This window comes from Streptomyces sp. SPB162, assembly GCF_029504575.1.
Classification (GTDB): Bacteria; Actinomycetota; Actinomycetes; order Streptomycetales; family Streptomycetaceae; genus Actinacidiphila.
In genome coordinates this window covers 3,547,720-3,568,850 of the sequence record NZ_JAQFII010000001.1, presented here as the reverse complement: position 1 = coordinate 3,568,850, position 21,131 = coordinate 3,547,720, and the positions used below count along the sequence as shown (strand labels likewise).

27 protein-coding genes and 3 pseudogenes are annotated in these 21,131 nt (G+C 69.7%); 11 read left to right on the top strand and 19 right to left on the bottom strand.

Going from position 1 to position 21,131, the window contains the following annotated elements:
- Positions 1-150 precede the first annotated feature (150 nt).
- Positions 151-777, top strand: a complete 627-nt coding sequence (locus tag M2266_RS16230; protein ID WP_266805247.1) for an HAD-IA family hydrolase — start codon at positions 151-153, stop codon at positions 775-777.
- 222 nt (positions 778-999) lie between these two features.
- On the opposite strand, the gene M2266_RS16225 is transcribed toward M2266_RS16230, so the two are convergent.
- Positions 1,000-1,875 carry a helix-turn-helix transcriptional regulator gene (locus tag M2266_RS16225; protein WP_277438832.1) on the bottom strand — a complete coding sequence of 292 codons (876 nt, stop codon included), beginning with the start codon at positions 1,873-1,875 and terminating at the stop codon, positions 1,000-1,002.
- A 568-nt stretch (positions 1,876-2,443) separates the two neighbouring features.
- Between M2266_RS16225 and M2266_RS16220 the strand changes: the two genes are divergently transcribed.
- The 9 genes from M2266_RS16220 to M2266_RS16180 all read left to right on the top strand — a co-directional run bounded on the left by M2266_RS16220 (position 2,444) and on the right by M2266_RS16180 (position 9,505).
- Entirely contained in the window at positions 2,444-2,770 is a 327-nt protein-coding gene (locus tag M2266_RS16220) for a transcriptional regulator (protein ID WP_277438831.1), read from the top strand.
- A gap of 1 nt (position 2,771) precedes the next feature.
- Complete coding sequence (locus M2266_RS16215) at positions 2,772-3,791, top strand: hypothetical protein (protein WP_277438830.1); 1,020 nt, start codon at positions 2,772-2,774, stop codon at positions 3,789-3,791.
- Entirely contained in the window at positions 3,791-4,498 is a 708-nt protein-coding gene (locus M2266_RS16210; RefSeq protein ID WP_277438829.1) for an ATP-binding protein, read from the top strand. Before M2266_RS16215 ends, M2266_RS16210 begins: the two co-directional genes overlap by 1 nt.
- A gap of 117 nt (positions 4,499-4,615) precedes the next feature.
- A complete protein-coding gene (locus tag M2266_RS16205; RefSeq protein WP_266805257.1) occupies positions 4,616-5,182 on the top strand; it encodes a WhiB family transcriptional regulator in 567 nt (188 codons plus the stop codon).
- Positions 5,179-6,240, top strand: coding sequence for a DUF2637 domain-containing protein (locus M2266_RS16200; RefSeq protein WP_277438828.1), 1,062 nt, complete (start codon positions 5,179-5,181; stop codon positions 6,238-6,240). The genes M2266_RS16205 and M2266_RS16200 overlap by 4 nt, the downstream gene beginning before the upstream one ends.
- A 101-nt stretch (positions 6,241-6,341) precedes the next feature.
- Entirely contained in the window at positions 6,342-6,566 is a 225-nt protein-coding gene (locus tag M2266_RS16195; RefSeq protein ID WP_266805261.1) for a hypothetical protein, read from the top strand.
- 194 nt (positions 6,567-6,760) lie between these two features.
- Positions 6,761-7,228 (top strand): MobC family plasmid mobilization relaxosome protein, encoded by a 468-nt coding sequence (locus M2266_RS16190; RefSeq protein WP_266805263.1) that lies wholly within the window; start codon positions 6,761-6,763, stop codon positions 7,226-7,228.
- Positions 7,228-8,997 (top strand): relaxase/mobilization nuclease domain-containing protein, encoded by a 1,770-nt coding sequence (locus tag M2266_RS16185; protein WP_277438827.1) that lies wholly within the window; start codon positions 7,228-7,230, stop codon positions 8,995-8,997. The genes M2266_RS16190 and M2266_RS16185 overlap by 1 nt, the downstream gene beginning before the upstream one ends.
- Before the next feature lie 103 nt (positions 8,998-9,100).
- Positions 9,101-9,505 (top strand): hypothetical protein, encoded by a 405-nt coding sequence (locus M2266_RS16180; RefSeq protein WP_124284364.1) that lies wholly within the window; start codon positions 9,101-9,103, stop codon positions 9,503-9,505.
- A gap of 73 nt (positions 9,506-9,578) precedes the next feature.
- Here the strand turns inward: M2266_RS16180 and M2266_RS16175 are convergent, their stop codons facing one another.
- The 8 genes and pseudogenes from M2266_RS16175 to M2266_RS16140 form a co-directional block, all read right to left on the bottom strand.
- Positions 9,579-9,809 (bottom strand): hypothetical protein, encoded by a 231-nt coding sequence (locus M2266_RS16175; RefSeq protein ID WP_266805269.1) that lies wholly within the window; start codon positions 9,807-9,809, stop codon positions 9,579-9,581.
- 28 nt (positions 9,810-9,837) lie between these two features.
- Positions 9,838-10,161, bottom strand: coding sequence for a hypothetical protein (locus tag M2266_RS16170; protein WP_266805271.1), 324 nt, complete (start codon positions 10,159-10,161; stop codon positions 9,838-9,840).
- Positions 10,162-10,642: 481 nt separating this feature from the next.
- A pseudogene (locus M2266_RS16165) lies at positions 10,643-11,848 on the bottom strand (ISAzo13 family transposase); the annotation flags it as partial.
- 65 nt (positions 11,849-11,913) lie between these two features.
- Entirely contained in the window at positions 11,914-12,132 is a 219-nt protein-coding gene (locus M2266_RS16160; protein ID WP_277438826.1) for a MarR family transcriptional regulator, read from the bottom strand.
- A gap of 104 nt (positions 12,133-12,236) precedes the next feature.
- On the bottom strand, positions 12,237-12,380 hold the full coding sequence (locus tag M2266_RS16155) for a hypothetical protein (protein ID WP_277438825.1): 144 nt from the start codon (positions 12,378-12,380) through the stop codon (positions 12,237-12,239).
- A 270-nt stretch (positions 12,381-12,650) separates the two neighbouring features.
- A complete protein-coding gene (locus M2266_RS16150) occupies positions 12,651-12,863 on the bottom strand; it encodes a hypothetical protein (RefSeq protein ID WP_266805277.1) in 213 nt (70 codons plus the stop codon).
- A gap of 52 nt (positions 12,864-12,915) precedes the next feature.
- Positions 12,916-13,176 (bottom strand): hypothetical protein, encoded by a 261-nt coding sequence (locus tag M2266_RS16145; RefSeq protein ID WP_277438824.1) that lies wholly within the window; start codon positions 13,174-13,176, stop codon positions 12,916-12,918.
- Between the two features lie 30 nt (positions 13,177-13,206).
- Positions 13,207-13,554, bottom strand: coding sequence for a DUF317 domain-containing protein (locus M2266_RS16140; protein ID WP_277438823.1), 348 nt, complete (start codon positions 13,552-13,554; stop codon positions 13,207-13,209).
- A gap of 219 nt (positions 13,555-13,773) precedes the next feature.
- Here M2266_RS16140 and M2266_RS16135 point away from each other — a divergent pair, with 219 nt between their 5' ends.
- Positions 13,774-14,040: a hypothetical protein gene (locus M2266_RS16135; RefSeq protein ID WP_277438822.1), complete on the top strand. Its 267-nt coding sequence runs from the start codon at positions 13,774-13,776 to the stop codon at positions 14,038-14,040.
- Positions 14,041-14,203: 163 nt separating this feature from the next.
- On the opposite strand, the gene M2266_RS16130 is transcribed toward M2266_RS16135, so the two are convergent.
- The 10 genes and pseudogenes from M2266_RS16130 to M2266_RS16085 all read right to left on the bottom strand — a co-directional run.
- Entirely contained in the window at positions 14,204-15,379 is a 1,176-nt protein-coding gene (locus M2266_RS16130; protein WP_277438821.1) for a winged helix-turn-helix transcriptional regulator, read from the bottom strand.
- 56 nt (positions 15,380-15,435) lie between these two features.
- Entirely contained in the window at positions 15,436-15,978 is a 543-nt protein-coding gene (locus M2266_RS16125) for a hypothetical protein (RefSeq protein WP_277438820.1), read from the bottom strand.
- A 23-nt stretch (positions 15,979-16,001) separates the two neighbouring features.
- Positions 16,002-16,829 (bottom strand): large ATP-binding protein, encoded by an 828-nt coding sequence (locus M2266_RS16120; protein WP_277438819.1) that lies wholly within the window; start codon positions 16,827-16,829, stop codon positions 16,002-16,004.
- Positions 16,826-17,494, bottom strand: coding sequence for a hypothetical protein (locus M2266_RS16115; protein ID WP_277438818.1), 669 nt, complete (start codon positions 17,492-17,494; stop codon positions 16,826-16,828). The genes M2266_RS16120 and M2266_RS16115 overlap by 4 nt, the downstream gene beginning before the upstream one ends.
- Positions 17,491-17,973, bottom strand: coding sequence for a hypothetical protein (locus M2266_RS16110; protein ID WP_277438817.1), 483 nt, complete (start codon positions 17,971-17,973; stop codon positions 17,491-17,493). Before M2266_RS16110 ends, M2266_RS16115 begins: the two co-directional genes overlap by 4 nt.
- Positions 17,970-18,737 (bottom strand): glycosyl hydrolase, encoded by a 768-nt coding sequence (locus tag M2266_RS16105; protein ID WP_277438816.1) that lies wholly within the window; start codon positions 18,735-18,737, stop codon positions 17,970-17,972. The genes M2266_RS16110 and M2266_RS16105 overlap by 4 nt, the downstream gene beginning before the upstream one ends.
- Positions 18,734-19,333, bottom strand: coding sequence for a DUF4913 domain-containing protein (locus tag M2266_RS16100; RefSeq protein WP_266805294.1), 600 nt, complete (start codon positions 19,331-19,333; stop codon positions 18,734-18,736). The genes M2266_RS16105 and M2266_RS16100 overlap by 4 nt, the downstream gene beginning before the upstream one ends.
- A 93-nt stretch (positions 19,334-19,426) precedes the next feature.
- On the bottom strand, positions 19,427-19,771 hold the full coding sequence (locus M2266_RS16095) for a hypothetical protein (RefSeq protein WP_277438815.1): 345 nt from the start codon (positions 19,769-19,771) through the stop codon (positions 19,427-19,429).
- Positions 19,772-20,062: 291 nt separating this feature from the next.
- Positions 20,063-20,329: pseudogene (locus tag M2266_RS16090) on the bottom strand (DNA cytosine methyltransferase); the annotation flags it as partial.
- Between the two features lie 121 nt (positions 20,330-20,450).
- Positions 20,451-20,624 (bottom strand): annotated as a pseudogene (locus M2266_RS16085) (hypothetical protein); the annotation flags it as partial.
- Positions 20,625-21,131: the final 507 nt, after the last annotated feature.

Below are 21,131 nucleotides of genomic sequence, written 5' to 3'. Positions count from 1 at the left end.
CGAGCGGACTGATAGGCCCTGCTCCGCCCAGTAAATGATGAATGGACTTCGGCCTCGTGACGCACCGTGCTGTCGTCACCGTATGCAGGCGAGTCCGTGACGCTGTCCGGTCTGGATGGGCGTCCGAAATCTCAGCAATGGAGTTCCCGAATGTCCAACCGCACCGGCCTCATCCTCGATTTCGGAGGCGTGCTCACCACCCCCCTGCTGCCTGCTGTGCTCGCTTTCGAGCAGCGCGAGGGCCTTCCGCAGGGAGCCTGCCTCACGGCCCTGTACAAGGACGACGAAGGCGTCCGGATCACGAGCGATCTTGAGCGCGGAGCGGTTTCCCAGTCTGAGTGGAACGACTTCGCCGGCAAGATGCTGGGCGTGTCCCCCGACAACCTGATGGGTCGCATCTTCGGTGACCTCCGCCCTGAGCCGCTGCTGATCAACGCGGCTGCGGCGGCGAGGCGGGCCGGGATCAAGGTGGGCATCCTGTCGAACAGTGTTGGACTGGCCCCGTGGGACCTGTATCAGGGCTACGAGCTGGAGACGCTGTATGACGTCGTGGTGATCTCCGAGCAGCACCTGATGCGCAAGCCTGACCCGAGCCTCTTCGAGGTCACGCTCAAGCTCATGGATCTGCCCGCTGAGCAGTGCATCTTCGTCGATGACACCGAAGCGTACGTTCAGGCAGCGGAGCAGCTCGGCCTCGCCGGGGTGCACAACAAGGACCCCAAGCAGACGGTCGCCGCTCTCTCCGAGCTGCTTGGCGTGGATCTCGCCGCGTCGTAGCCCGGTATCGGCCGAGCGCAAACCGGTCCTCTGCGAAGAGGACCGCGAAGGGACTACGGCGTCGCCCCATCATGGGGCGACGCCGTAGTCCCTTCGCTATGTCGGCTCCTACTTAGCTGTGGCGTAGCTTGAGCGGACCTGCCACGCTCGGACGGCGGGCCGCAGCAGACGTGCAGCCTGCCGAGCAGAGAACGTCCGGGTTGCGCGAGCTCGCGGGTGCAGTCAATCCCCGTCCGGCACCTCTGGCAGCTTGTGCTTCAGCTCTCCGACGAGGTCGTTGATGTTGGCAATCATCTCGGCCGACAGGCCCCCACCGTTGCCGCGGGCAGCCAGGCCAAGGATCTGTCCTCGGTGAATCGAGCCGAGGAAGCGGATCGCTTCCAGGAGTTCGCGGGCCGCAGGGTTGACCTCGGCATCGTCCTGGAAGAGGGCGGCGTCGACCTGAAGCGCATCGGCTAGGCCGGCGCGTACTACGTCGGAAGCCTCGGTTGCTGCACCCGTGCGAAGGGCGACGATGTCGTCCGTGGTGACGGCTGTCCCGCCTGCGTGGGCATTGACGGCCCGCGCGATTTCCTCGTCAGAGGGTGCCTCTTGGCTCACGTACCCGTGCTCCAGGAGATAGTTGATCTTTTCTCCGATAGTGCGGGGCGCGGATACCTGGTCGTCACGCGAGGTCCTGGGGCGGTGTCCGAACGAGCAGTCCTGAGCGGCCAGCAACTCTGCTTCGGTCACCTCGTACGCCGCTGCGAGCGGCTGCACGTAAGCGTCGGCGAGTCTGCGCCGACCGGATTCGGCGTTGCTGACTGGTGTGCGGCTCGTGCCGATGATCGCAGCAGCTTGCGCCACGCTGAGGCCGGCGTCGCACCGCAGGAGCTGCAGGTCCGGCGGACCGTCGTGGGGGAAGAGAACATCCAGCGGCTGCCCGAGCGCCGCTGCAATCGCGGGGAGCTTCTCGCCTTTGGGGAAATCCTGACCGCTCTCCCACCGCGCGACAGCGGGGCCGGTGACGCCTACCTCGGCCCCCAACTCCTTCTGGCCAAGGTCCTTGCCCCGCCGGACAGCGCGCACGCGACTGCCGTCGAACTGACGTGGGGGCACATGAACTCCTGCGGCGTGGCGGTCGGGCTGGTTGGGGCGGTGTCTGGGACAACTGTAATCCAGGCTTGATACATCCGCACAATTAACGTACGTTCCTGTATCGCACCTGTTGATCGACCCCGACCTCAAGTGTGCCAGCCCCTGGGAGAGCCCTATGCATGTTGCGTTGTCGCGGTCACTCGCGCAACGCCCCGACGCATTCGGTACCCAGTCGTTGCCGACCGAATGCGGGGGGCGCCTGCCCAAATACCGGCCGTCGCCAGCCCTGTGCGATGGGTTAAAAACAGGGATGGACTTGTCCGCGGGTGTCTACGTATGTTCGTCGTCCCCCGCCGGGCAGCGACCCGGGGAGGGGCGGAACGAGCAGGTGGAAGGCAAGGAGGAGGAGGTGGTGCGAATGCGAGCGCACGGTCCGTGACGTAGCGCAACAGAGAAAACCGGCGCCCGGGAGCTACTAACTCCCAAGCGCCGGGCCGGCACCCCGAGGGGCGCCATTCACATCTCGCGGGCGGCGGGGCTTTTGCATGAGAACCGCCGCACCGCGCTCCTACGAACAACGGAGTATCGCATGCTCGCCATGCCGAGCGGAACCCCGGCCTGCCCGGACGCCGACCGCCACCGCCGCCTTGCCGCCCAGCTCGCCGACATGATTCCGGGCGCGGCCACTATCCGGGTCAGCCTCAACGACCCGAAGGAGGCGTGGCCCCACCCGCACGCCATCGTCAAGGACGCGGCCGGGGAAACCCTGGAGCTGGGGCGGACGACCGCCAGGGTCGCAGCCCGCTGGATCCTGCGGGTCTGGCCGGAGGCGGACTGGACACGGCCGCACACCTTCGACCTCGCCTTCGCGACCCTCACCCGCAGCGACCTGATCGCCGCCGGTCGGGGCCGCTGACATGGCGCGGATACGAACCATCAAGCCGGAGGCGTTCGTCTCCGAGTCGCTCGCCGAAGTGAGCGTCGAGGCAGAGCGCACCTTCTTCGGCCTGCTCACCCAGGCCGACGACCACGGCCGCCACCGCGACAACGCCGCGATCATCGCCGGGCTGCTCTGGCCCCTGCGCGCCGAGCACACCTCGGTCCACGTCGAAGACGACCTCCACCAGCTCGCGACCGCTGGCCTGATCTGCCGGTACACCGGCTGTGACGGCCGCCGCTACCTCCACATCGTGACCTGGTCCGCGCACCAGAAGATCGACAAGCCGAGCCAGTCCCGACTGCCCACCTGCCCGCAGCACCACGGTGCCGACCGGTGCGCGCCCTGCAAGGGGACCTGCACCAAGCGGGCCGAGGAGTCGCCCACCCCTACGCGAGGGCTCGCCGAGGCTTCGCCGTACGCTCCCCGAGCCCTCGATCTGCCCGCGCAGCCCCTCGTGACACCTCACACCAACGCCGACCGGGCTCCCACCATCCAGCAGGACGCCTTCGACGACATGGTCGGCACTCCTAGCCCCCCTGACTCCAAAAGCGCAGGTCAGGCGGCATTCTCCGAGGCTTCCCCGAACCTTCCCCGAAACCTCGGAGAGGGCTCGGCGCCTGGATCTAGGATCTTGGATCCTGGATCTTCTATCCCTACGGGGCGCACAGCGCCCGCAGCCACCGTCTCAGCCAACCAGCTCGTCGGCGAGTACATCGCTGCCTGCGACGAGCGTCCGCCCAGCGACGTGATCGGGCACCTCGGGCGGATCGCCAAGAAGCTCCTGGGCGAGGGCATCGCCCCGGAGCACATCCGGGCCGGACTGCAGAACTTCGCAGCCAACCCCAAGCACCCGAGCGTCCTGACCAGCATGGTCAACGAGGCCATGAACGCACGCTCGGGCGGTTTGGCGCGGCCGGGAATCCGGCCTAACGTGCCCGCTCACCAGGCGTGGACCAACCCGGCCAACGCTGCCGCCGCCTACGCCGAGGAGCTGTGATGCGCACCCGTACCCGCGAACCGCAGACCATCGGCAGCGAGGGCACCCTGGACCGGATGGCCCGGATCCTGGCCGCGCGCAACATCGACCCGGCCGCCGTCGCCGCAGTGGTCGACGAGCCCGAGCCGTTCTCTCCGCTGGATGCCCTGCTGGCGGGGATGCCGCCGCGCTACCAGGCCGCTGTCGCCGACCACCCCCAGGTCCTGGCCTGGGCCCGAGACGTCGCCGAGGCAGCCATCGCCCCCAGCGTGGGAGCCCGGCGACAGGTCACCACCGGCCCCAGCTTGCTGATGGCCGGAGTCGTCGGCGCGGGCAAGACACACCAGGCGTACGGGGCGGTCAGGCGACTGGTACAGAGCGGAGTCGGCGTGCGCTGGCGCGCGACCACCGCCGCCGACCTGTACGCCGACCTGCGGCCCCGGCCCGGGGTGGACAGCGAGCGGGAGCTGGCGGCCGTCAGCCGCTGCCCGCTCCTGATCATCGACGACCTCGGCGCGGCCAAGGCCAGCGAGTGGGTCGAGGAAGTGACATACCGGCTGATCAACCGCCGGTACAACTACGAACTCCCGACCCTGATCACCACCAACCTGGCGATCAAAGACCTCCGGGCCTACGTCGGTGACCGCATCGCCTCCCGCCTTGCGCAGATGACCACTCGGGTCGAGTTCGAGCCGGTCGACCGCAGACGCCACCGCGCCGCAGCCTGATCCGCCGCAGGCCGCCCCGCCGGGCCGCGCCCTCCGCGCGCCGCCCCATGCACCTCCCGACCCAGCGCACCTCTCCGCCGACGCCCCTGCGCGTGGAGAGCGATCGGAGCAACCCGCATGACCACCACGACGATCAGCCCTGCCCGCCACCGTTCGCTCGGCGACCAGACCTGGCAGGACCAGGCCGTCTGCCAGAGCACCGAATACAACCCGGTGGACCCCGAAATCTTCTTCCCGGAGCCCGACGAGACCGACAAGATCACCGCCGCGAAGTCGTTGTGCGGCCAGTGCCCGGTCCGCCGCACCTGCCTGGACGCGGCCCTGGAGAGCGGCGACACCGACGGCATCCGGGGCGGACTGACCGAAGAGGAGCGCGGGCCACTGCACGAAAAGCTCGCCAACCGCCTCGACTACAGCCGCGTCAACGCCACCGTCGCCGGACGGGATGTCCACCTCACCAAGGCGGAGCGCCGCGCGGTCGTCCACGCCGCCTACCGCCACGGGGTGACCGAGCAGCGCCTGGCCTGGCTCCTGAAGATCACCGAGGAGCACGCTCAGAAGCTCTACCGCGAGACCCGCCGCGCCCTGCGCAACCGAGACCTGGAGCAGACCACGAAGACCACCCCGCCCCCCGAGACCGACGGCGAGCGCTTGGGCCGCGACGACTTCGGGACGGCGGCGTGAGCACCGCGAGCGCGCCGAAGACGGCGCACATCACCGGCTGGGACCGCGCGGTGGTCATCGCCCTGGGCGGCGCGGGGTGCGCCCTGTCGTACGACGCCCTCCAGCAGATGGCCGTCGCCATCCACGTCCGCGGTTTCCTGACCTACCTCTTCCCCCTGGTGATCGACGGCTTCATCGCCTACGGCATCCGGGCACTCCTGGTCCTCCGCGACGCGCCCCTGCGCGCCCGGCTCTACGTCTGGGCCCTCTTCGGTACGGCCACCGCCGCCAGCATCTGGGCCAACGCCCTCCACGCGGTCCGGCTCAACGACGAAGGGGTCGCCGGCACCGGCCTCCGGCTCGGGGACACGGTGGTCGCCGTACTGTCCACCATCGCCCCCCTCGCGCTGGCCGGAGCGGTCCACCTCTACATCCTGATCGCCCGGGGCCCGGTCAAGGAGGGTGACCGGGAGGACCTCGGTCAGGCCGGTCACCTCGGTGAGGCTGACCGGCCCGAGGGCATCGCGGTCACCCGGGCTGACCGGGTCGGTCAGCAGCAGCCGCAGCCCGGTCAGGTCAGCGCCGGGCAGCCGGTCACTGCCCTGACTGACCGGCCCCGATCGTCCCTGAACAAGCAGGCCCCGAGTCCTCGGTCACTGACCGGGGACAGTGCCCCGACGGACAGCAGCCCGGTCACCGGTGACCGTGAGCAGCCGCAGAAGGCCCTTGACCTGCCCGGACAGCCGGACACCGCGCCTCCGGTCACTGACCGCGCGGTCGGCACCGAGCCGGTCACCGGCAATCAGGACAGCCACGCGCCGGACACCGACCGCCCGGTCACCTCGCCGGTCACTGACCGGGACACCCGGACAGCCACTGACCGACGGAGTGACCCGGACACCGAGGAGCTGCTGAAAATCGCCCGGTCAGCGGTCAGGGCCGAGGACAAGCTGACCCGCAAGGTGGTCGCCCAGGCGATCCGAGGCCAGCAGATCCCGCTGTCCAGCGACACCCTGACCGCCCTGATGGCCCAGCTCCGCGCCCAGCACGGACAGCCGGTCACCTCCGGCCGGAACTGACAGGACAGCACGAGGCGGGTGACCGAGCCGGACACCACGGCCGGTCACCCGCCCTCGGACCCGTGCCCCACATCCTTCCGAAGCGAAGCGGAGAGCAACCCATGCGCACCCACCCGGCCACACCCGCCGAGGTCAACTCCTGGCTGACCGTCCTGCACCAGCGCGGCCACCTGCACCGCGCCCAATCCGGCCCCGACAACACCTGGATCGTGCAACGGGCCCGGGAAAGTCGCCCCTGGACCCTCCACCACCCGGTCCTGGCCATGGACTGGATCGAGGAACTCGTCCGCGAACTGCGGCAGGAAAACCCGGAGACACGTCGGTGACCGCCAACGATCCGGTGGTTACCACCGCCGGACAGCAGCGTGACCCCACGACGGCTCCTGGCGGAGCAAGTTGTCGCGTACGACGGTCCTACGGCCCGTCGTACGCACTTGCCCCCGCCCAGGGGGGCGGGGGACGTCCGGTTGGTTCCCGAGCGAGGGCGCTCGGGAACCAACCGGACGTCCGGCACCAGGGGGTGCCGGACGCGGGGGGAGAAGCAGATCGCCACAGCGACCGAGAGCAGCCGAGCCCGAGCGCGTCCCCCTTCCCCGACCGCAAGCCGCGTCGCCGCAGCCGCAACCCGACCGAGCGCACCCGCAAGACGACCACCCGCCTCTCCGACACAGAGAAAGCCGAGATCGTCGCCGCCGCCGCGCAGCGCAGCGTCACCGTCGCGCGCTTCCTCGCCGCCGCCGGCCTCGCCGCCGCCCGCGGTTCCACCACCCTGCACACCAACGAACAGCTCGACGACGCCATCGACGAGCTGGCCGCCCTGCGCACCGCCCTCTCCCGGGTCGGCAACAACATCAACCAGATCGCCTACGTCCACAACGCCGGGGGGCAGCCCAGGCCCGGCGAACTCGAACACGCCCTCACAACCCTGACCCGACTCCTGGCCCGTATTGACGACGTGGCCGACACCCTGGTGAAGAAGCGACTCTGATGGTCCCCAAGATCCGACGCGGCTCACGAACCCACGGCCTGCTCGTCTACCTGTACGGCCCCGGCAAACGCGACGAACACACCGACGCGCACCTCGTCGGGAGCTGGGACGGCTTCGCCCCCGACCCCGGACGAGACACCAGCCCCGACCCCGACCCCAAGGTCACCCTCGCCCGTCTGTCCGCAGCGCTGGACCTGCGGGTCAAGCAGGCCGGCACCACGGCACCTGCCCAGCACGTCTGGCACTGCTCGGTCCGCACCGACCCCGGCGACCGACGCCTGACCGACGCCGAATGGAACACCGTCGCCCGCCGCCTGGTCCACGCCGTCAACCTCGCCCCTGAAGGCGATCCGGACGGCTGCCGTTGGGTCGCCGTACGGCACGCCGACGACCACATCCACATCGTGGCCACCATGGTCCGAGGCGACCTGCGCCGTCCGAGGATGAACTACGACTTCAAGAAGGCCCAGGCCGAATGCCGCCGCATCGAGAAGGAAATGGGGTTCCGCCAGCTCAGGCCCGGCGACGGCACCGGAGCGAAGTCCCCCACCAGCGCGGAGCGTTTCAAGGCCGAGCGCACCGGTCGGTCCGAGGCCCCTCGCGAGACTCTCCGCGAAGCCGTGCGCCAAGCCCTCGCCGGGGCGGCCACCGAAGAGGAGTTCTTCACCAGGCTCCGGGAGGCGGGCCTCCGCGTGAAGGTCCGAAACGCCCCGTCCGGCGACGCCATCGGCTACAACGTCGCGCTTCCCGGTGACCGTAACCGCGACGGCGCACCGATCTGGTACCCCGGCTCCAAGCTGGCCCCCGACCTCTCACTCCCCAAGATCCGCCGCCGACTGGCCGACGGCACCGCTGACCAGACGACGCACCCGGCGGCGACCAGCGGCCGAACGGACTGGTCCCCGCCCGCCCGGGAACGACGCAACGCCACCGGCATCGCCGAGCGCGCCGCCATCCTGCTCGACAGCGACGACGACGAAGCCGCAGCTCAACTGGTAGGCGTCGGCGAACTCCTGGACGCGGTGACACAGACCTCCCCGGCCGCTACCCGCGCCGAGCTGGGCGCCGCCGCCCGATCCTTCGAGCGTGCCACCCGCAGCCACGTCCGAGCGGAGCATGCCGACACGCGGGCGATCCGCTCGGCGGCCCGGGGCATCATCCAGGCCGGCAGCGCCCTCGGACGTGGCGAGGACGGTGGCACCACCGCCATGCTCCTCTCCACCCTGGTCCTGGTCACGATCGCCGCCGCCCGCTGGCACTCCGCCCGGGGACACGCCCAGCAGGCTCGCGCTTCCCGACAGACCGCCGAGCATCTGCGCGCCGCCTACCGACAGGCCGCTGCCACTCCCATGCAGGCCCTACACGACCAAGGTCGCGCTCTACCGGAAGCCGAACGTCGCGCCCACCAAGCCACCATCCGCGCAGCACTGCCCGACGGGGTGATGCGAGCAGACAGCTCGTCCACGGTCGATGCCCTGACCGCCACACTTGCCCAGGCCGAGCACGCAGGCCACGACCCCAAGGTCCTCCTCCAGCAGGCCATCGACATGCGCGAACTCGACACGGCTGACGACGTGAACGACGTGCTTGTCTGGCGACTGCGCCGCCTTGCCCAGCTTCCCGCTCACCCGGGTGAAGCGACGCGCCGCCCGCAGGCCGGCACCAGCCAGACAAGGGCCCCGGCCAGTCGCACCAACAACCGGACGGCACCCACGGCAGCAGCTCGCCCCACCACCTCCGACCCAGGCAACCGCCCACCGCGCCGCTGACGAGGGTCCGGCGGGCCGGGTGACCCGCCGGCCTTCGAGAAACCCCTGGACAAGCAGCTCCACCGGCTGTTACGGATGGAAACAGAAGCACCTCGACCGGGAGATGACGCTCGTGCTCAGAACCACCGACCGCCCCGCAGAGCCGACACCCGTGCTGCCCGTCCTCCCCGCCGGCACCGATCCCCTGCTGCAACTCGAGTACGAGACGCAGCCGCCCAGCGGCCCCGGCGCGACGCGCTGCCTCAGCCACCCGAGTGCCCTGGCCCTTCGTGGCATCCCGGTGATGTGCACGGCCTGCCGCGCCCGCCGCGACTGGCTACTCATCAACCACGGACGGAACGTCTGGGTTTGCTGCCGCTGCAGCAACCAGTGGCTCGAACCGGAGATCAGCCGAGCCGACTTCGACGCACTGATCGCCATCCCGGACGGAACGACTTACTCCAGCGTCGAGCAGGGCCTGGCCGCGCTCGGCTTCGACGGGGCCTTCGCCGGCACCTACCTGGACTAGTCGAGCGGCGGCGTGCCGAACGCCGAGGAGCGCCACCGATACGTCGGTGGCGCTCCTCGGCGTTGCGCGATGGTCAACCGCGGTTCCCGTTCTTCGGCAGTCCTCCTCGGAAGTCGCAGCCGGGGCACTCGTCCTCGCCCTGGATGTGACCCTCATACCAGCCGTGGACGGCGGCGTGGAGGATCGCGTCCTCCACGGAGGCTTCGCCGTTGCGGACTGATGCGAGAGCGTTGCCGACGACCACCCGGAGCGCAGCATTGTCAGGCGAAGGGAACGGTGGGGCGGGCATAGGTGAGTCGGTCATGCCTTGAGACTAGGGGCGAACCTATCCGTCATTCAGCGGAATCGGCGGGCGGGGGCAGCTCGCCGGAACGGGCCAGACGGTGAATGCTGAGCTGGACTGCGGCGCGGTTAAGCCCAAGTTCGTTCGCCAGGGCGTCGACGGTGAGCTGGGGCCGAACTCGTAGCCGGTGGAGGACGGTGCGGTCGTTCGCGGCGTCCTGAGACCGGCGGAGCAGGTAGACGCCGGAGGCACCGGCCGCCACGGCGAACAAGGCGATGCTGCAGACGCCGTAGTTGTGCTGAACAGCGGCGGCGATTGCGGCGACCGCTCCAGCGGAAGCGACCAAGGCGGACGCGACAACGAGTCTGTTCACGATGCTCCTCCGGCGGACGCCGGGGGGCGTCGATTAATTGATGGAGCGTGTCACGTCAGCCTGTCATTGATGTTGCGTGCATGACATAGGCGGCAAGTTCGCTGGGGTCGACGAGTCGGATGGGCAGTGGTTCTGCGTGGTGGCCGTGTTGCTGGAGCAGGGGCCGGATCTGCTTGATCAGGGTGCGCATCTGGTTCTCGCCGATGCGGAAGAGGTGGGCGGTCAGTGAGCAGGGCAGCCCGCGCTGATCGAGGACGGCGGCCCAGATCATGCTTTCCACGGCGAGTTTGCGGTGGCGGGGGCGCTGGCCGGTGGGCACTTGATCGATCAACGTGCGTACTTCTGTGGTGAGTTGATCGAGTGCGTGTCGGGTCATCCCGGTCAGTACGGGGTGGGTTGCCATGGTGGTGTCGAAGGTGTGGGCGTGACGGGGGTGGGCCCGGCGTGTGGGTGGCTGGAGGGGCACGGCGGGGACGCCGGCCTGGGGCGGGATCGTGTAGTTCCACTCGCCGTGGAAGCTGTCGGGGGTGATGGTGAGCGCGGCGGCGTGCTGGGCGTCGATCTCGATACCGATGGGGTAGGTGCCCTCGTCCAGGCGGGCATTCACGCTCAGCCCGGTGCTCGTGGTGGTGGCCGCGATGAGGTTCAGGGCAACTTCGTAGCTGGTCAGAGGGCGTGCCCGCCAGTTCATCGAGATGAACGAGAACAGACGATGCTCCACTTTGTTCCATTTCGACGTGCCGGGAGGCAGGTGACACACACTGATCTGAAGGCCGGTCTCGGTGGCCAGAGCGGCGAGGTTCGCTTTCCATGCCCTGGCCCGGGAACTGTTGGAGCCGCCACCGTCGGCAGTGATCAACAGGCGGCGCGCGTTCGGGTAGGCCGCGCGACCCTCCTCCTTCCACCAGCGGCGCAGGGCGGCCACCGCGAACGCGGCGGTGTCATGGTCGGTGCCCACCACGACGTAGCCGGTGTTGCGTCCGACGTCGTAGATGCCGTACGGGATCGCGGTGCCGACCGCCTGGGAGGGGAAGTCGTGATCGAGGACCTTCACCGGCCTGCCGGGCGGTGCCCATTCCCGCCCTCCTTGCGCGAACAGCCCGATCTGTTCCTTCTTCTTCGTGTCCACGCTGATCACGGGGTCGCCGGCGTCGAGGAACTGGCGCACCTTGTCGTTGAGGTGGTGGAACTGGGCGTCGCGGTCGCGGTGGCCGCTGCCTGCCAGGACCTTTGCGTTGCTCCGCAGGCTGAAGCCCGCCTCCTTCAACAATGCGGCGATCACGTCCCGACCCACCGTGCGGCCCTGAGCGGCGAGCTCGGTGGCCAGATGCCGCAGCGACTTCGTGGTCCAGGTCAACGGCCCTATCGGGTCACCTTGCGTGCTGTCCTCAACCAACGCCAGCAGTGCAGGCCGGAGCCCCGGGTCCTTCGCCACCAGCGCGGGACGCCCCGCACCTCGTCGACGTACCCGGCCATCGGGCTCGGCATCGTCCTCCAACTCGACCAGGCCCCGACTGACGCACCCCGTGGAAACCCCCGCGGCCCTGGCCACCACCGCGATCCCGCCATGTCCGAGCTGCCTCGCTTCCGCCGCGTACAGCAGACGACACTGCCGCTCGTTGAGATGCGGGGTCACCGCCTCGAACTTCGCACGCAACGGACTGATCAACTCATCGAAACGGCCCATACCACATCAACGAGCCCAAGCCCTGGAAGCAACCCGTAAATTCGCGACGCCTCCCCGGAGGAGCATCAGAGGCCGAATCGCCATGGAGATCGCTGCGAAACCCCCGGCCGACCGGCGTCCAGCTCCGCAACGTGGCGGGCCGCCAGCGGGGGCCGGTCCGGCACGGTGGTGTCGTCGGGAGCGGGCAGGCTTCCTCGGCTCTTGCGATTACGGGTAGCCCCGACGCTGATGCCCAGGTGAGCGGCGACCTCGGGGTACCCCCAGAGTTCCTGGTCGTCGGCCATCGTGTCCTCCTCGTTCGTCGGTGATGAGCGTACGCAACACGCGGCTGGGCGTACGGCAAGGCCGCCCCTGCCTGATTGGCACGGGGCGGCCTTCTGCGGTTCGGTCAGACCTGGGCGAGGCGGTTCGAGAGGTCGAGGGCGGCGGTCGCGACCGCGAGGGCGGCGCAGAGGCCAAGCACCTCGTGCAGGGTCGGGCGGACCAGGCGCGGCCAGTCGTCCGGGGCAGCGGGCCACGAGGCGAGATGCACCTCGGTGGGCCCAGGTGGGCCGTGACGTCCCAGCCTGCGAGGGGGGCGGGCTCCCAGTGAAGGCGGATGCGGCCAAGCGGGAGTCTCGGGGCTTCGAGGTCGAGCCAGGTGACGTCGAGCGGCCCGTCGGGCAGTGCGGAGACGCGCTGGACCAGCGCGCCGCGCGTGGTGCTCGGCATCGGACGTATGGCGAGGCCATGTAGAGGAAGGACGTGCGAAGGGCGGGATTGCGACGAGATCGGAGCCTCCAGGTCTTCTCGGTGGAACAGGTCAGGCCCAGGCAAGGGCGTCGCTGACCGCCGTCGGGAGGTAGCCCTCCTGGCCGTCGTCGGCGATGAACGCCCTGCCGTCCCGAACGATGACCTCTGCCCCGAGATAGTGGGTGAAGGGGAAGTCCGGGTTGATGGCAAGACGGATCGGCAGGCTGGGGTCAAGGTCCTGGAGTTGGCGGAGCAGGTGGCCGACGGTCAGGTAATGGGGCACGGGATCCTCCGAGAGCGGTGCGGACTGGTAGTGCGGGGTTGGTGCGTGAGGGTCAGGGCACGTCGAGACGCAGCAGGTCGCGAACGACCTTCGGCCCCTGGGAGTGGCTGGCGAGGTGCCGCTTCCGGCTCTCGTTGACGTAGCCCTTGCCGGACTGCTTCATGTCCCAGCCGCCGCAGGAGCAGATGGCTTGCGTGTACGCGCGGCCAGGACAGTCGGGGTGGAGCGGCTTGCCGGAGCTGGTGTGCTTGTGGTCCGCCGGGCAGAGAGTGCCGTCGGCGTGGTGGTTGGTGAGCGGGGCGCGGTGTGCCACGGGGCTTCTCCGAGTCGGGGTCGGTAGCGGTCAGCGGGTGGGGCTGGCGATGAGCGCGGCGAGGAATCCGGCAACGGCCTCGGAGGGGGTGTAGAGGCCGAACTCCTGTATCCACGGGCCGCCTTCGGTGGGCTGCACTCGGACCTGCCAGACGATGTCGCGCTGCCAGGCGGCGGGGTCCTCGGGGAGCCAGCCGACGTAGACCCGGCCGTCCGGGCTCGTCGCGTGGACGTTGGCTTCCGGGGTGTCCACGATCGCCCAGCCGAGGGCGTCGAGGAGGTCGAGCACCGGGCCTGCGCAGTGGTCGGAGGAGAGCCACGGACGGTCTTCCACGGCCGGGCGGACGACGGCGGGAAGGAGAGCGGGGGAGGTGTTCATGGTTGGACGATCCCTTCGTTGACCTGCGGTTTTTCCCAACACCCGTACGTTGACATGCAGTGTCCCGAAGTACGTAGTCCTTTCCCGGAGAGCGGTGTCTGCCGTGGGCGAACTGGCGGCCGTGGGCGGGCGACGCTGGCGCTGGGAATGGATCGGTGAACGCGGTTGTCGTAACTGGGTTACGGCGTCGGACCGCACAAGATCGAAGGGGGAGCAGGGATGTCGGAGCCGAGCAGACACTGGGACGGGGCCGGGCTGGAACGCAAGATCCGCGCTGCCGGGCGGCCGTGGACGGTGGGCGACATCGCGATGGTCGCTGACGGCCAGTGGGCTGTCGGTGTCCAGCCCGACGGACGGCGAGACGAGGACGCCACGGCGGAGGGTCGGATCGCGGATGGACGCCGCGTCGCGTTGACGTTGGACGAACTGGCCCGCGCGGTGGGCTCCCGAATCTGGGAAGCCCACCGCGACGAGGACCACAGCTGACGATCAGCGGTGCGGCCCCAGCGCGGCCACCGACGGGCCGGAAGCAGCCGAAGGGGCTGGCTGATCGGGTGACTGGGCCAGGGCGCGTGGAGCGTGCCCCGAGCGGGCGACAGCGGCCTGGGCCAGCCGAGCTGCCGGGGCCCGGCCCGCGGTGGCGGCGGATTCACGCGCTTCGATCACGTGGCTGATGGCCTGAAGGGAAGTCCGGCTCTCGGCTTGAGCGACGCGAAGGTCCGCTGCTGAGCCGGTAATCCGTTCCAGGTCGTAGAAGGCCGGCACACGGCCGGGCCGAGAAAGGGCGTGCTGACGGTCCTGGTGCACAGCCACGGCGTTGTCGGTGACGACCAAGGACGAGCGGATGTGCATGACCGAGCGCAAGAGGGGGTCTTCGCTGGGGCTCGCGCCCGCGTGCGCAGCGGGAAAGTGCTGCTTGACTGCACGCGGGCGCCGTGGCGATGCGGAGACGTATCTGGCTCTCAGCGCCACCCGGATCACCGGCCCCCCGAGAGGGCGTCGACTGGGCGGTGACGACTGCGGGCACCCGCGGTTGCGGCTGCGGCGCGTGGCTGAACAGGGCGCTCGGCGCGGCGGCGCTCCGGCGCAGGGCCGCCGCAGTGCGGATGTTGTCCGACGCCAGCGGCACGCCGGTGTGGGTCCGGGTGGCCGCCGCGACAAGGGGCGGCGGTTCCGAGCGATGCCGCGTGGCGACGGGGTCACTCCAGTGCTCGACGGCTGTGTATACGGGGCCGAGCGCCCGCCCGGCGTCGGTCAGGACGTACGGGTCGCCGTGGCGGGGCCCGGTACGGGCGACCAAGCCGTCTACCTGAAGCCGGTTGAGTCGTTGCCGGGTCCAGCCGTTGTCCAAGCCGGCCTCCTCGGCGATGTGGACGAACCGCATGGGGCCGCCCGTGTCGAGGGCCTGGATCACGGCGGTCGAATCCCGCAGGTGCAGACGCCGCACGGCGTCCTCGACGCGTTCGGCACCGGCTACCCGGCCGCCTAGCGAGAGGTGGGCCTGGGACCAGTCGGCAAGAGCGTCGTGCACCCGAGACAGGGATTCGCCGAAGGCGCTGAGCTGATACGGAGCCCCGTGGCGGTCGCCGACTCGGGTGACCAGTCCATCGGCGTGCATCTGGGCCAGCCGCTTGCCGACGAGCTGCTCGCTGACGAAGGGAAGCCTGGCGGCGACATCACGCACACGCATGGGGCTGCTCTGCTGCGCCAGGGTCTGCGCCGACCAGGTGGTCCACTTCGGTGCTATCAGGGAAAACGCGTCCTCGACACGCCGTGCATCGACCGAGCCGATCGAGGTAGCGGAGGACGGAGAGGTGGCGGGCATGGGACGAACTCCATTAAGACAAAGGGGGGTTGCGGCCTCTTGACGCGACCGAGCGCTCAGCGGGAGGTGCTCTCGGTTCGGAGCCTCTGGAGCACAACGCCGAGGCGGCGGTTGCTGACGGGGACGCCGCGCTCACGCAGGCCCCGCCGCAGTGCCTCGCGGTTGAGGCGGTGCAGGCCGGCAGCGACCTCGCGGGCGATGTCCAGCAGATCCTGATCGTCCGGAGCAGGGGCGACTCGATGAGCTGACGGCCGCCGAGCGGAAGCGCGGTCCAGGAGGAGGCGAACATCCAGCAGATCCCATACCGCTTCCGCCTCGCTCTGTTCCTGGCGTTCGAGGTCGACGACTTCGGTCGCGTACAGCAGCACCAGATCGTCGCGGTCGGGTCCACCGGCGCGGTGCCCCCTCCAGGCTGCTTCGAGGTGACGGCGAGCTGACTGGGCAGCGGCGCCGGTCTGAGTGAGTCCGTCGAGCCGGCGCAGCAGAATGGGCAGGACGGGGTCGTCGGAACGGGCGGAGGCGTTGCCGCGCTGCAGCTTCTCCAGCGGGCGGCCGTACCGGTGCTCGACCAGGCGGCGGGTGTAGATCGCGGCGGACATGAGGGGAGTCCTTTCGATGGATATCAGCGGGAACGGAGCGGCTTGGCGGTCGGGCTTGTCGCAGGTGCTGGGGATGGGCCGGCGTCGGAGCCGGAGATCGCTGCAGCGTCGCTGCGGCTGAGAGCGGCGGACACGCGTGGCGCGGCCGTACGGAGGTCGCGAAGCGCCGTCTCGCCCTGCGGTGTCAGTGAGAGGAGCTGTCCAGGCCGGTACAGCCCCTCGCTGGTGTCCTGGGCCAGTAGCCCGTCGGCGACCAGCCGCTGGACGGTTTCGGGCCAGACCTCCGGGTTGGGGCGCTGGCCCGTTCCGTCAGAGAGGTAGGTGTAGCCGTAGATCGCGCTCTGGCGGACTCGCAGTTCGACGGCGTCGACGGCTTCGAGGGCCCGGAGGCGGAGGTCGCCCGAGACGGTCCAGTCATCGTCCCGGCCGGCACCGTGATCGTTGTCCAGCTCATGGGTCTTGACCTGCGTGACCTGGGAACTGTTCGACTCGGACAGAAGTTGGCGGTACGCGAAGATGGACTCGTTGAGCTGCTCGTGAGCCTCGTTCTGCCGCGAGACGAGCCGTCCGATCTGCTGGACCGCAGACCGCAGTGGTACGTACGAGCGCGCCGAACCGTTGAACTCGCCCCGGCTGACGGGTCCGAGAACCTCAACGGCAGCCTGAGCCGCACGGGCAACTCGACCGTGCAGTTCGTTGAGTTCGTGTGCAGCCCCGATGACGCGCGTCGCGGCACCGTACAGCGGCTCTCCTGGTCGATACGCGATGTTCAGCATCCAGAAGTCCTCGACGCCGAGCAGCTCGGCAACGAGGTCTGCGCCGGGCCGCGCAGTGACGTTCTGCGCGTTCACTCCGTCGTCTCCATCCGGGCGAGCAGGGAGCGGACCAGAGTGGGCAGGCTCTCGGGACCGTCGCCGATCCAGACGTGGTCGGTCGCCTCGCCGAGGACATACGCGGCGTCTTCGAGAAGGCCGCTGGAGATCTCCATGCAAGCGTCGGTGATCCGGGAAGCTGCGAGCAGGGACTCGGAGAGCACCTCGACGTAGTCGACCGGCGCGAGGCCGGCGGCCTCGGCCGCAGTACGGATCGCGGCCAACTCCAGCGCGCTGAAGGCGAAGTCGAACTCGCTGTTCTGCTCCACGCTGGCCGCTGCGGCGAAGGCCAGGTCCGGTGGCTCCGTGGGGATGCCGACGCGCGTGCAGATGCGGTCGACCGAGGAGGTCAGCTCGGCGAGCGACTCGGTGAGCCATCCCAGCGCCGAGGCGTAGGAGGCCAGGGTGAACAGACCTGCTGGCGTGGTGGGGAGCGGATCGTCGGCCACGAAGCCTTCGAGCCGGTCGCTCAGCTCGCAGACGACCTGGGGCCCGGCGGACAGTGCACCGAGCACGGGGTGCAGGTAGGAGCGGCTAGCGGCCGTCGGGTACTCAGCGGTGAGGATGCCGGAGACGCTGTGCGCAACCTCGGTGAGTAGGCCAGCCAGCTCGGTACGGGCCAGGGGGGTGCGGTCGGCGGTCATCGCTGGGGAACCTTTCGAGAAGCGGCAGCAGCGGGTTGTACTGCTGCGGGAGGAGTTGCCGGGACCGCGGTCGGCTGGTCGACCGCGTGGGGAGAGCGAGAGCGAGAGCGAGCTGCCTGCACGCGCGCCTCGGAGGCAGAGGCTGTCTCGGTGCCCTGGTGGGGGCCGGTGCGCAGGTGCGCAGCGCGGTAGACCGCGTAGTCCTTCCTGCTCCCGGCGGCGACGAGATAGATCTCGCGCTTGTGGTGTGAGGTCGGAGGGGCCGGGCGGAACTGGATGACCATCCGGTAGGAGACGGACGGGTCGACGTAGACCTTGTGGAAGCCCGCGAGGCGACCTTTCAGCGGTAGGCAGTCGTCGCTGCCGTGGACCAGGTTCTGCAGCTCCAGCAGAGCCAAGTCGCGCATTTCGTCGGGAAGTTCCCGGAGGTCTGCGATGGCGTCGGGGTGCGCGGCGAAGGCGAAGCGGGCGCGGCTCACATCGACCGCCCGGGGCTCGGTCGCTGTGCCGTTGCTACCGACGGCGCACTCTGGGCATCGGGGCCGGCCTTCGGTAGCGCGGAGGCACCGGCCGACCGGGTGAGGGCAGCACGGGTCCGGAGGGCGGCGGCGTCGCTACGGTATTCCGCTGGCTGCGGCAGTGGGCTGTCGCGGGTTTCCAGCCAGTGTTGGGCGGCTTCCTCGTCGGCGAAGGCGCCTTCGCGCACCGTGTAGGTGCCTGCTTCGAGGTCCGCCTCTTCCAGGAAGACCCGGATCGGGGCCTGGGTTGCGGCAGAGTCCTGGACCATCGTCCAGTTCTCGGCCGGGCCGTAGTCAGTGGTGTCGCTCTCCAACACCTCGTACCGGCTTCCCGAGGAGCGGATCTGCTGCTCGATACGGGTCGACAGGTCATCGGCTGGTTGTGTGAAGCCGTCGCTGATCTGGGAGATCTGCTCGGGCGGGCAGCCTTGCCCGATCAGCCAGTTCTGAGCGAAGGACACCGAGGAGTGATACGTCGACTCGAAGGTGAAGGTGTTCAGGCTGAGATCCCGTGCGACCTTGATGGCAGCGATCTGGGGTTCCCCCGGTACACCCCAGGTGACCGAGCTGTCGTGGGCGACGACAAAACTGTGGGAGCCGTTGGGCGTGGTGTGATGCTCGGCCATGACGCTGAAGTCGCTGCCCCAGAACCGATGCTCCGCGTACTCCGAATCCGCGTCAGCGGGCTCGAAGTCCTGCAGGCGGAAGTCGAGTTCGTTGCTCATGCTGCCAGCCCCAACTGCGGTGCGGGGGTGGCCAGCACGCGATGGTTGGGCCGGGTCGCGCTCGTCGTGCACGCGGCGAAGGGGCCATCGGGAGCGCGCAGATGGGCCAGCGTCTGGTCCAGGTGGTCGCGGTGCCACGTCGAAGGACCGGACAGGCCGGCCTCGGCGTCGGTGAGCTGCTGCCACGCGAGCCAGAGGGCGTGGAGACGGGCGACGGCCTCGGGGTGTTCGTGCCACTGCTCGCACCACGGGCGGCTGGTGCTGATCTCCCGGCCGTACACCGGGAGGAATAGGTAGTTCACCCAGTCGCTGAGCGCGGCGATCTCGATCGCGTACGCCTCACCGCCCAGGGCGAGGATGAACACCGAAGTGGGGCCATCCACCTGCGTGGAGGCAGCCAGGGCGGCCGGAACGCCGTCAGGCGGCGGAAGCTCGGCGGAAGCGGGAGCAGGCTCGGAGCCCAGGCGGTCGAGGATGACGCCGTGCTGCCTGACCTCGGCCATCGTCTTGGCGAGGGTGCTGGCGAGGTCGTCGAGGTCCCCGTCGGGGACGCGGAACGGCTCCGGGTCGGGGGCGGTCGTGCTGGTGTCGGACATGGGGGCGTGCTCCATCTGTGAGACGGCGACATGAGGAAGAGGATCCGGAGGAACCGCGATTTGGTCCGGCCGGGAAAACCCGGTAGTGGGGTGTTACGCCGTCGCGCAGCGAGGGCAGCGCGGGAAGGGCGGGGCCAGCAACTGCACTGCTCGGGTGGCCTGTTGAGGCACGACGCCGTTGCCGAGTGCGGTGAGTTGAGCCGGTCGTCCGAGCCCCGGGGTGGCGGTGACCCAGCCGGGCTCCAGGCCCTGCATCCACTCCACGAAGTCGGCACGAAGACGTCCGGCCGCATCGGTGGGCGGTGGCGCGGGGCGGGTGAGCATCTCCCATCGGGCGATGGCGGCTGCGTACGCCCCCCATCGCTGGTCGGCCCCCCGGTTTCCGGAGCCGATTCCGTCCAGAGCGGCAGCACCACTGCTGACAGGGGAGGACGCCATCCCTTGCCCGGTCGGCGTCCCGGCGTGCCCGTGTCGCTGGCCCGCGGTGTGGGCAGCAGGGACGCCGCCGCGCTCGGCAGGGTCATGTCCCCGTTGCCGTGGCGCTGGTTGGGCGAGCCCTTGATTCCGTCCGACGCCTTCGGAGTGGGCAGGAGCCACTCCACCTCGTCGGCCAGGTTCGGGCCGTGTCCGCCGCTCTTCCTCTTGGAAGGGTGTTGCGAGCCGCCGTTCTTCGCGATGTTGCTGGTCGGCGTCTTGAACAGGGTGTTCGGTGGGCCAGGCGACGAGGAACGTGCGCTCGCGACGGTGCGGGGCTCCGATGTCGGAGGCGCGAAGCACGAGCCACTTCGCGTCGTACCGGAGGTCGGCCAGGGAGCCGAGTACGGCACCGAGTGCCCGCAGAGGAGGCTGACCTGGGGTGTCTCCCAGACACCACGGGCAGAATTCCACGTCGCCAGGGGAACCGGCGGGTGAGGTGAGGAGGCCGCGCACATTCTCGATCACAACCAGGCAAGGTCGGAGGGCTTCGACCGCACGGGCGACGTGCAGCCACAGCCCGGAGCGGGTCTGGGCGTTGAGTCCGGCCCGACGGCCGGCGACCGAGACGTCTTTGACAGGGGAAGCCCGCCGTCAGGACGCACACCCGGGGCACGGCGGACCAGCCGACGGTCGTGATATCGCCCAGGTTCGGGACACCGGGCCAGTGGCGGGCCAGGATGCGCGAGGCGTTCGGATCGACCTCCGCGTGCCAGGCCAGCGTGCCGCCGAGCGCGGACTGGACACCGAGGTCCAGCCCGCCGTACCCCGAGCAGAGCGAGCCGATCAGCGGAGGGAGCGCGATAGCGGTCTGCATGTCACCGGCCCCGAGTGATCTGGTCCGCAGGAGCTGGTGCTCCCGGGCCGGCAGGCGAAGGCGAAGCGGATGCGAGTCCTGCGGTCGCGGACCGGCTACGGGCTGCCTGCAGCCGAACCAACGGGGGCGAGACCGTCGCCGACGCGGCGTGAAGGGAATCGGCTGCTTCGCGTAGGGCTGTGTCCGCCACACCGAGCGCGTCCTCCGTAACCCGCACCGCAGCCTCCCGCGCGTCCCGGGCATCGGGCTGGTCGCGAAGGTGCTCGGTCTGGTTCAGGAACGCAAGCTGATGGGCTACTGCCCCGAGCGCGGATGCCGCTTCGCCAGCGGGGCCAACGGCGGCGGCGAAGCCGGTGATGACCCGTGCACTGCGGGACTCCTGGTCTTGGTCGACGGCGCGGAAGAGGACCTCGTCGCCCTAAACCGTTGATCAACGCGCCGAGTTCGGAGATCTGCCGGGCGACGGCGACGCTGCTCGGCGAGCGGTGAGGGTCTCCGGGGACCGGG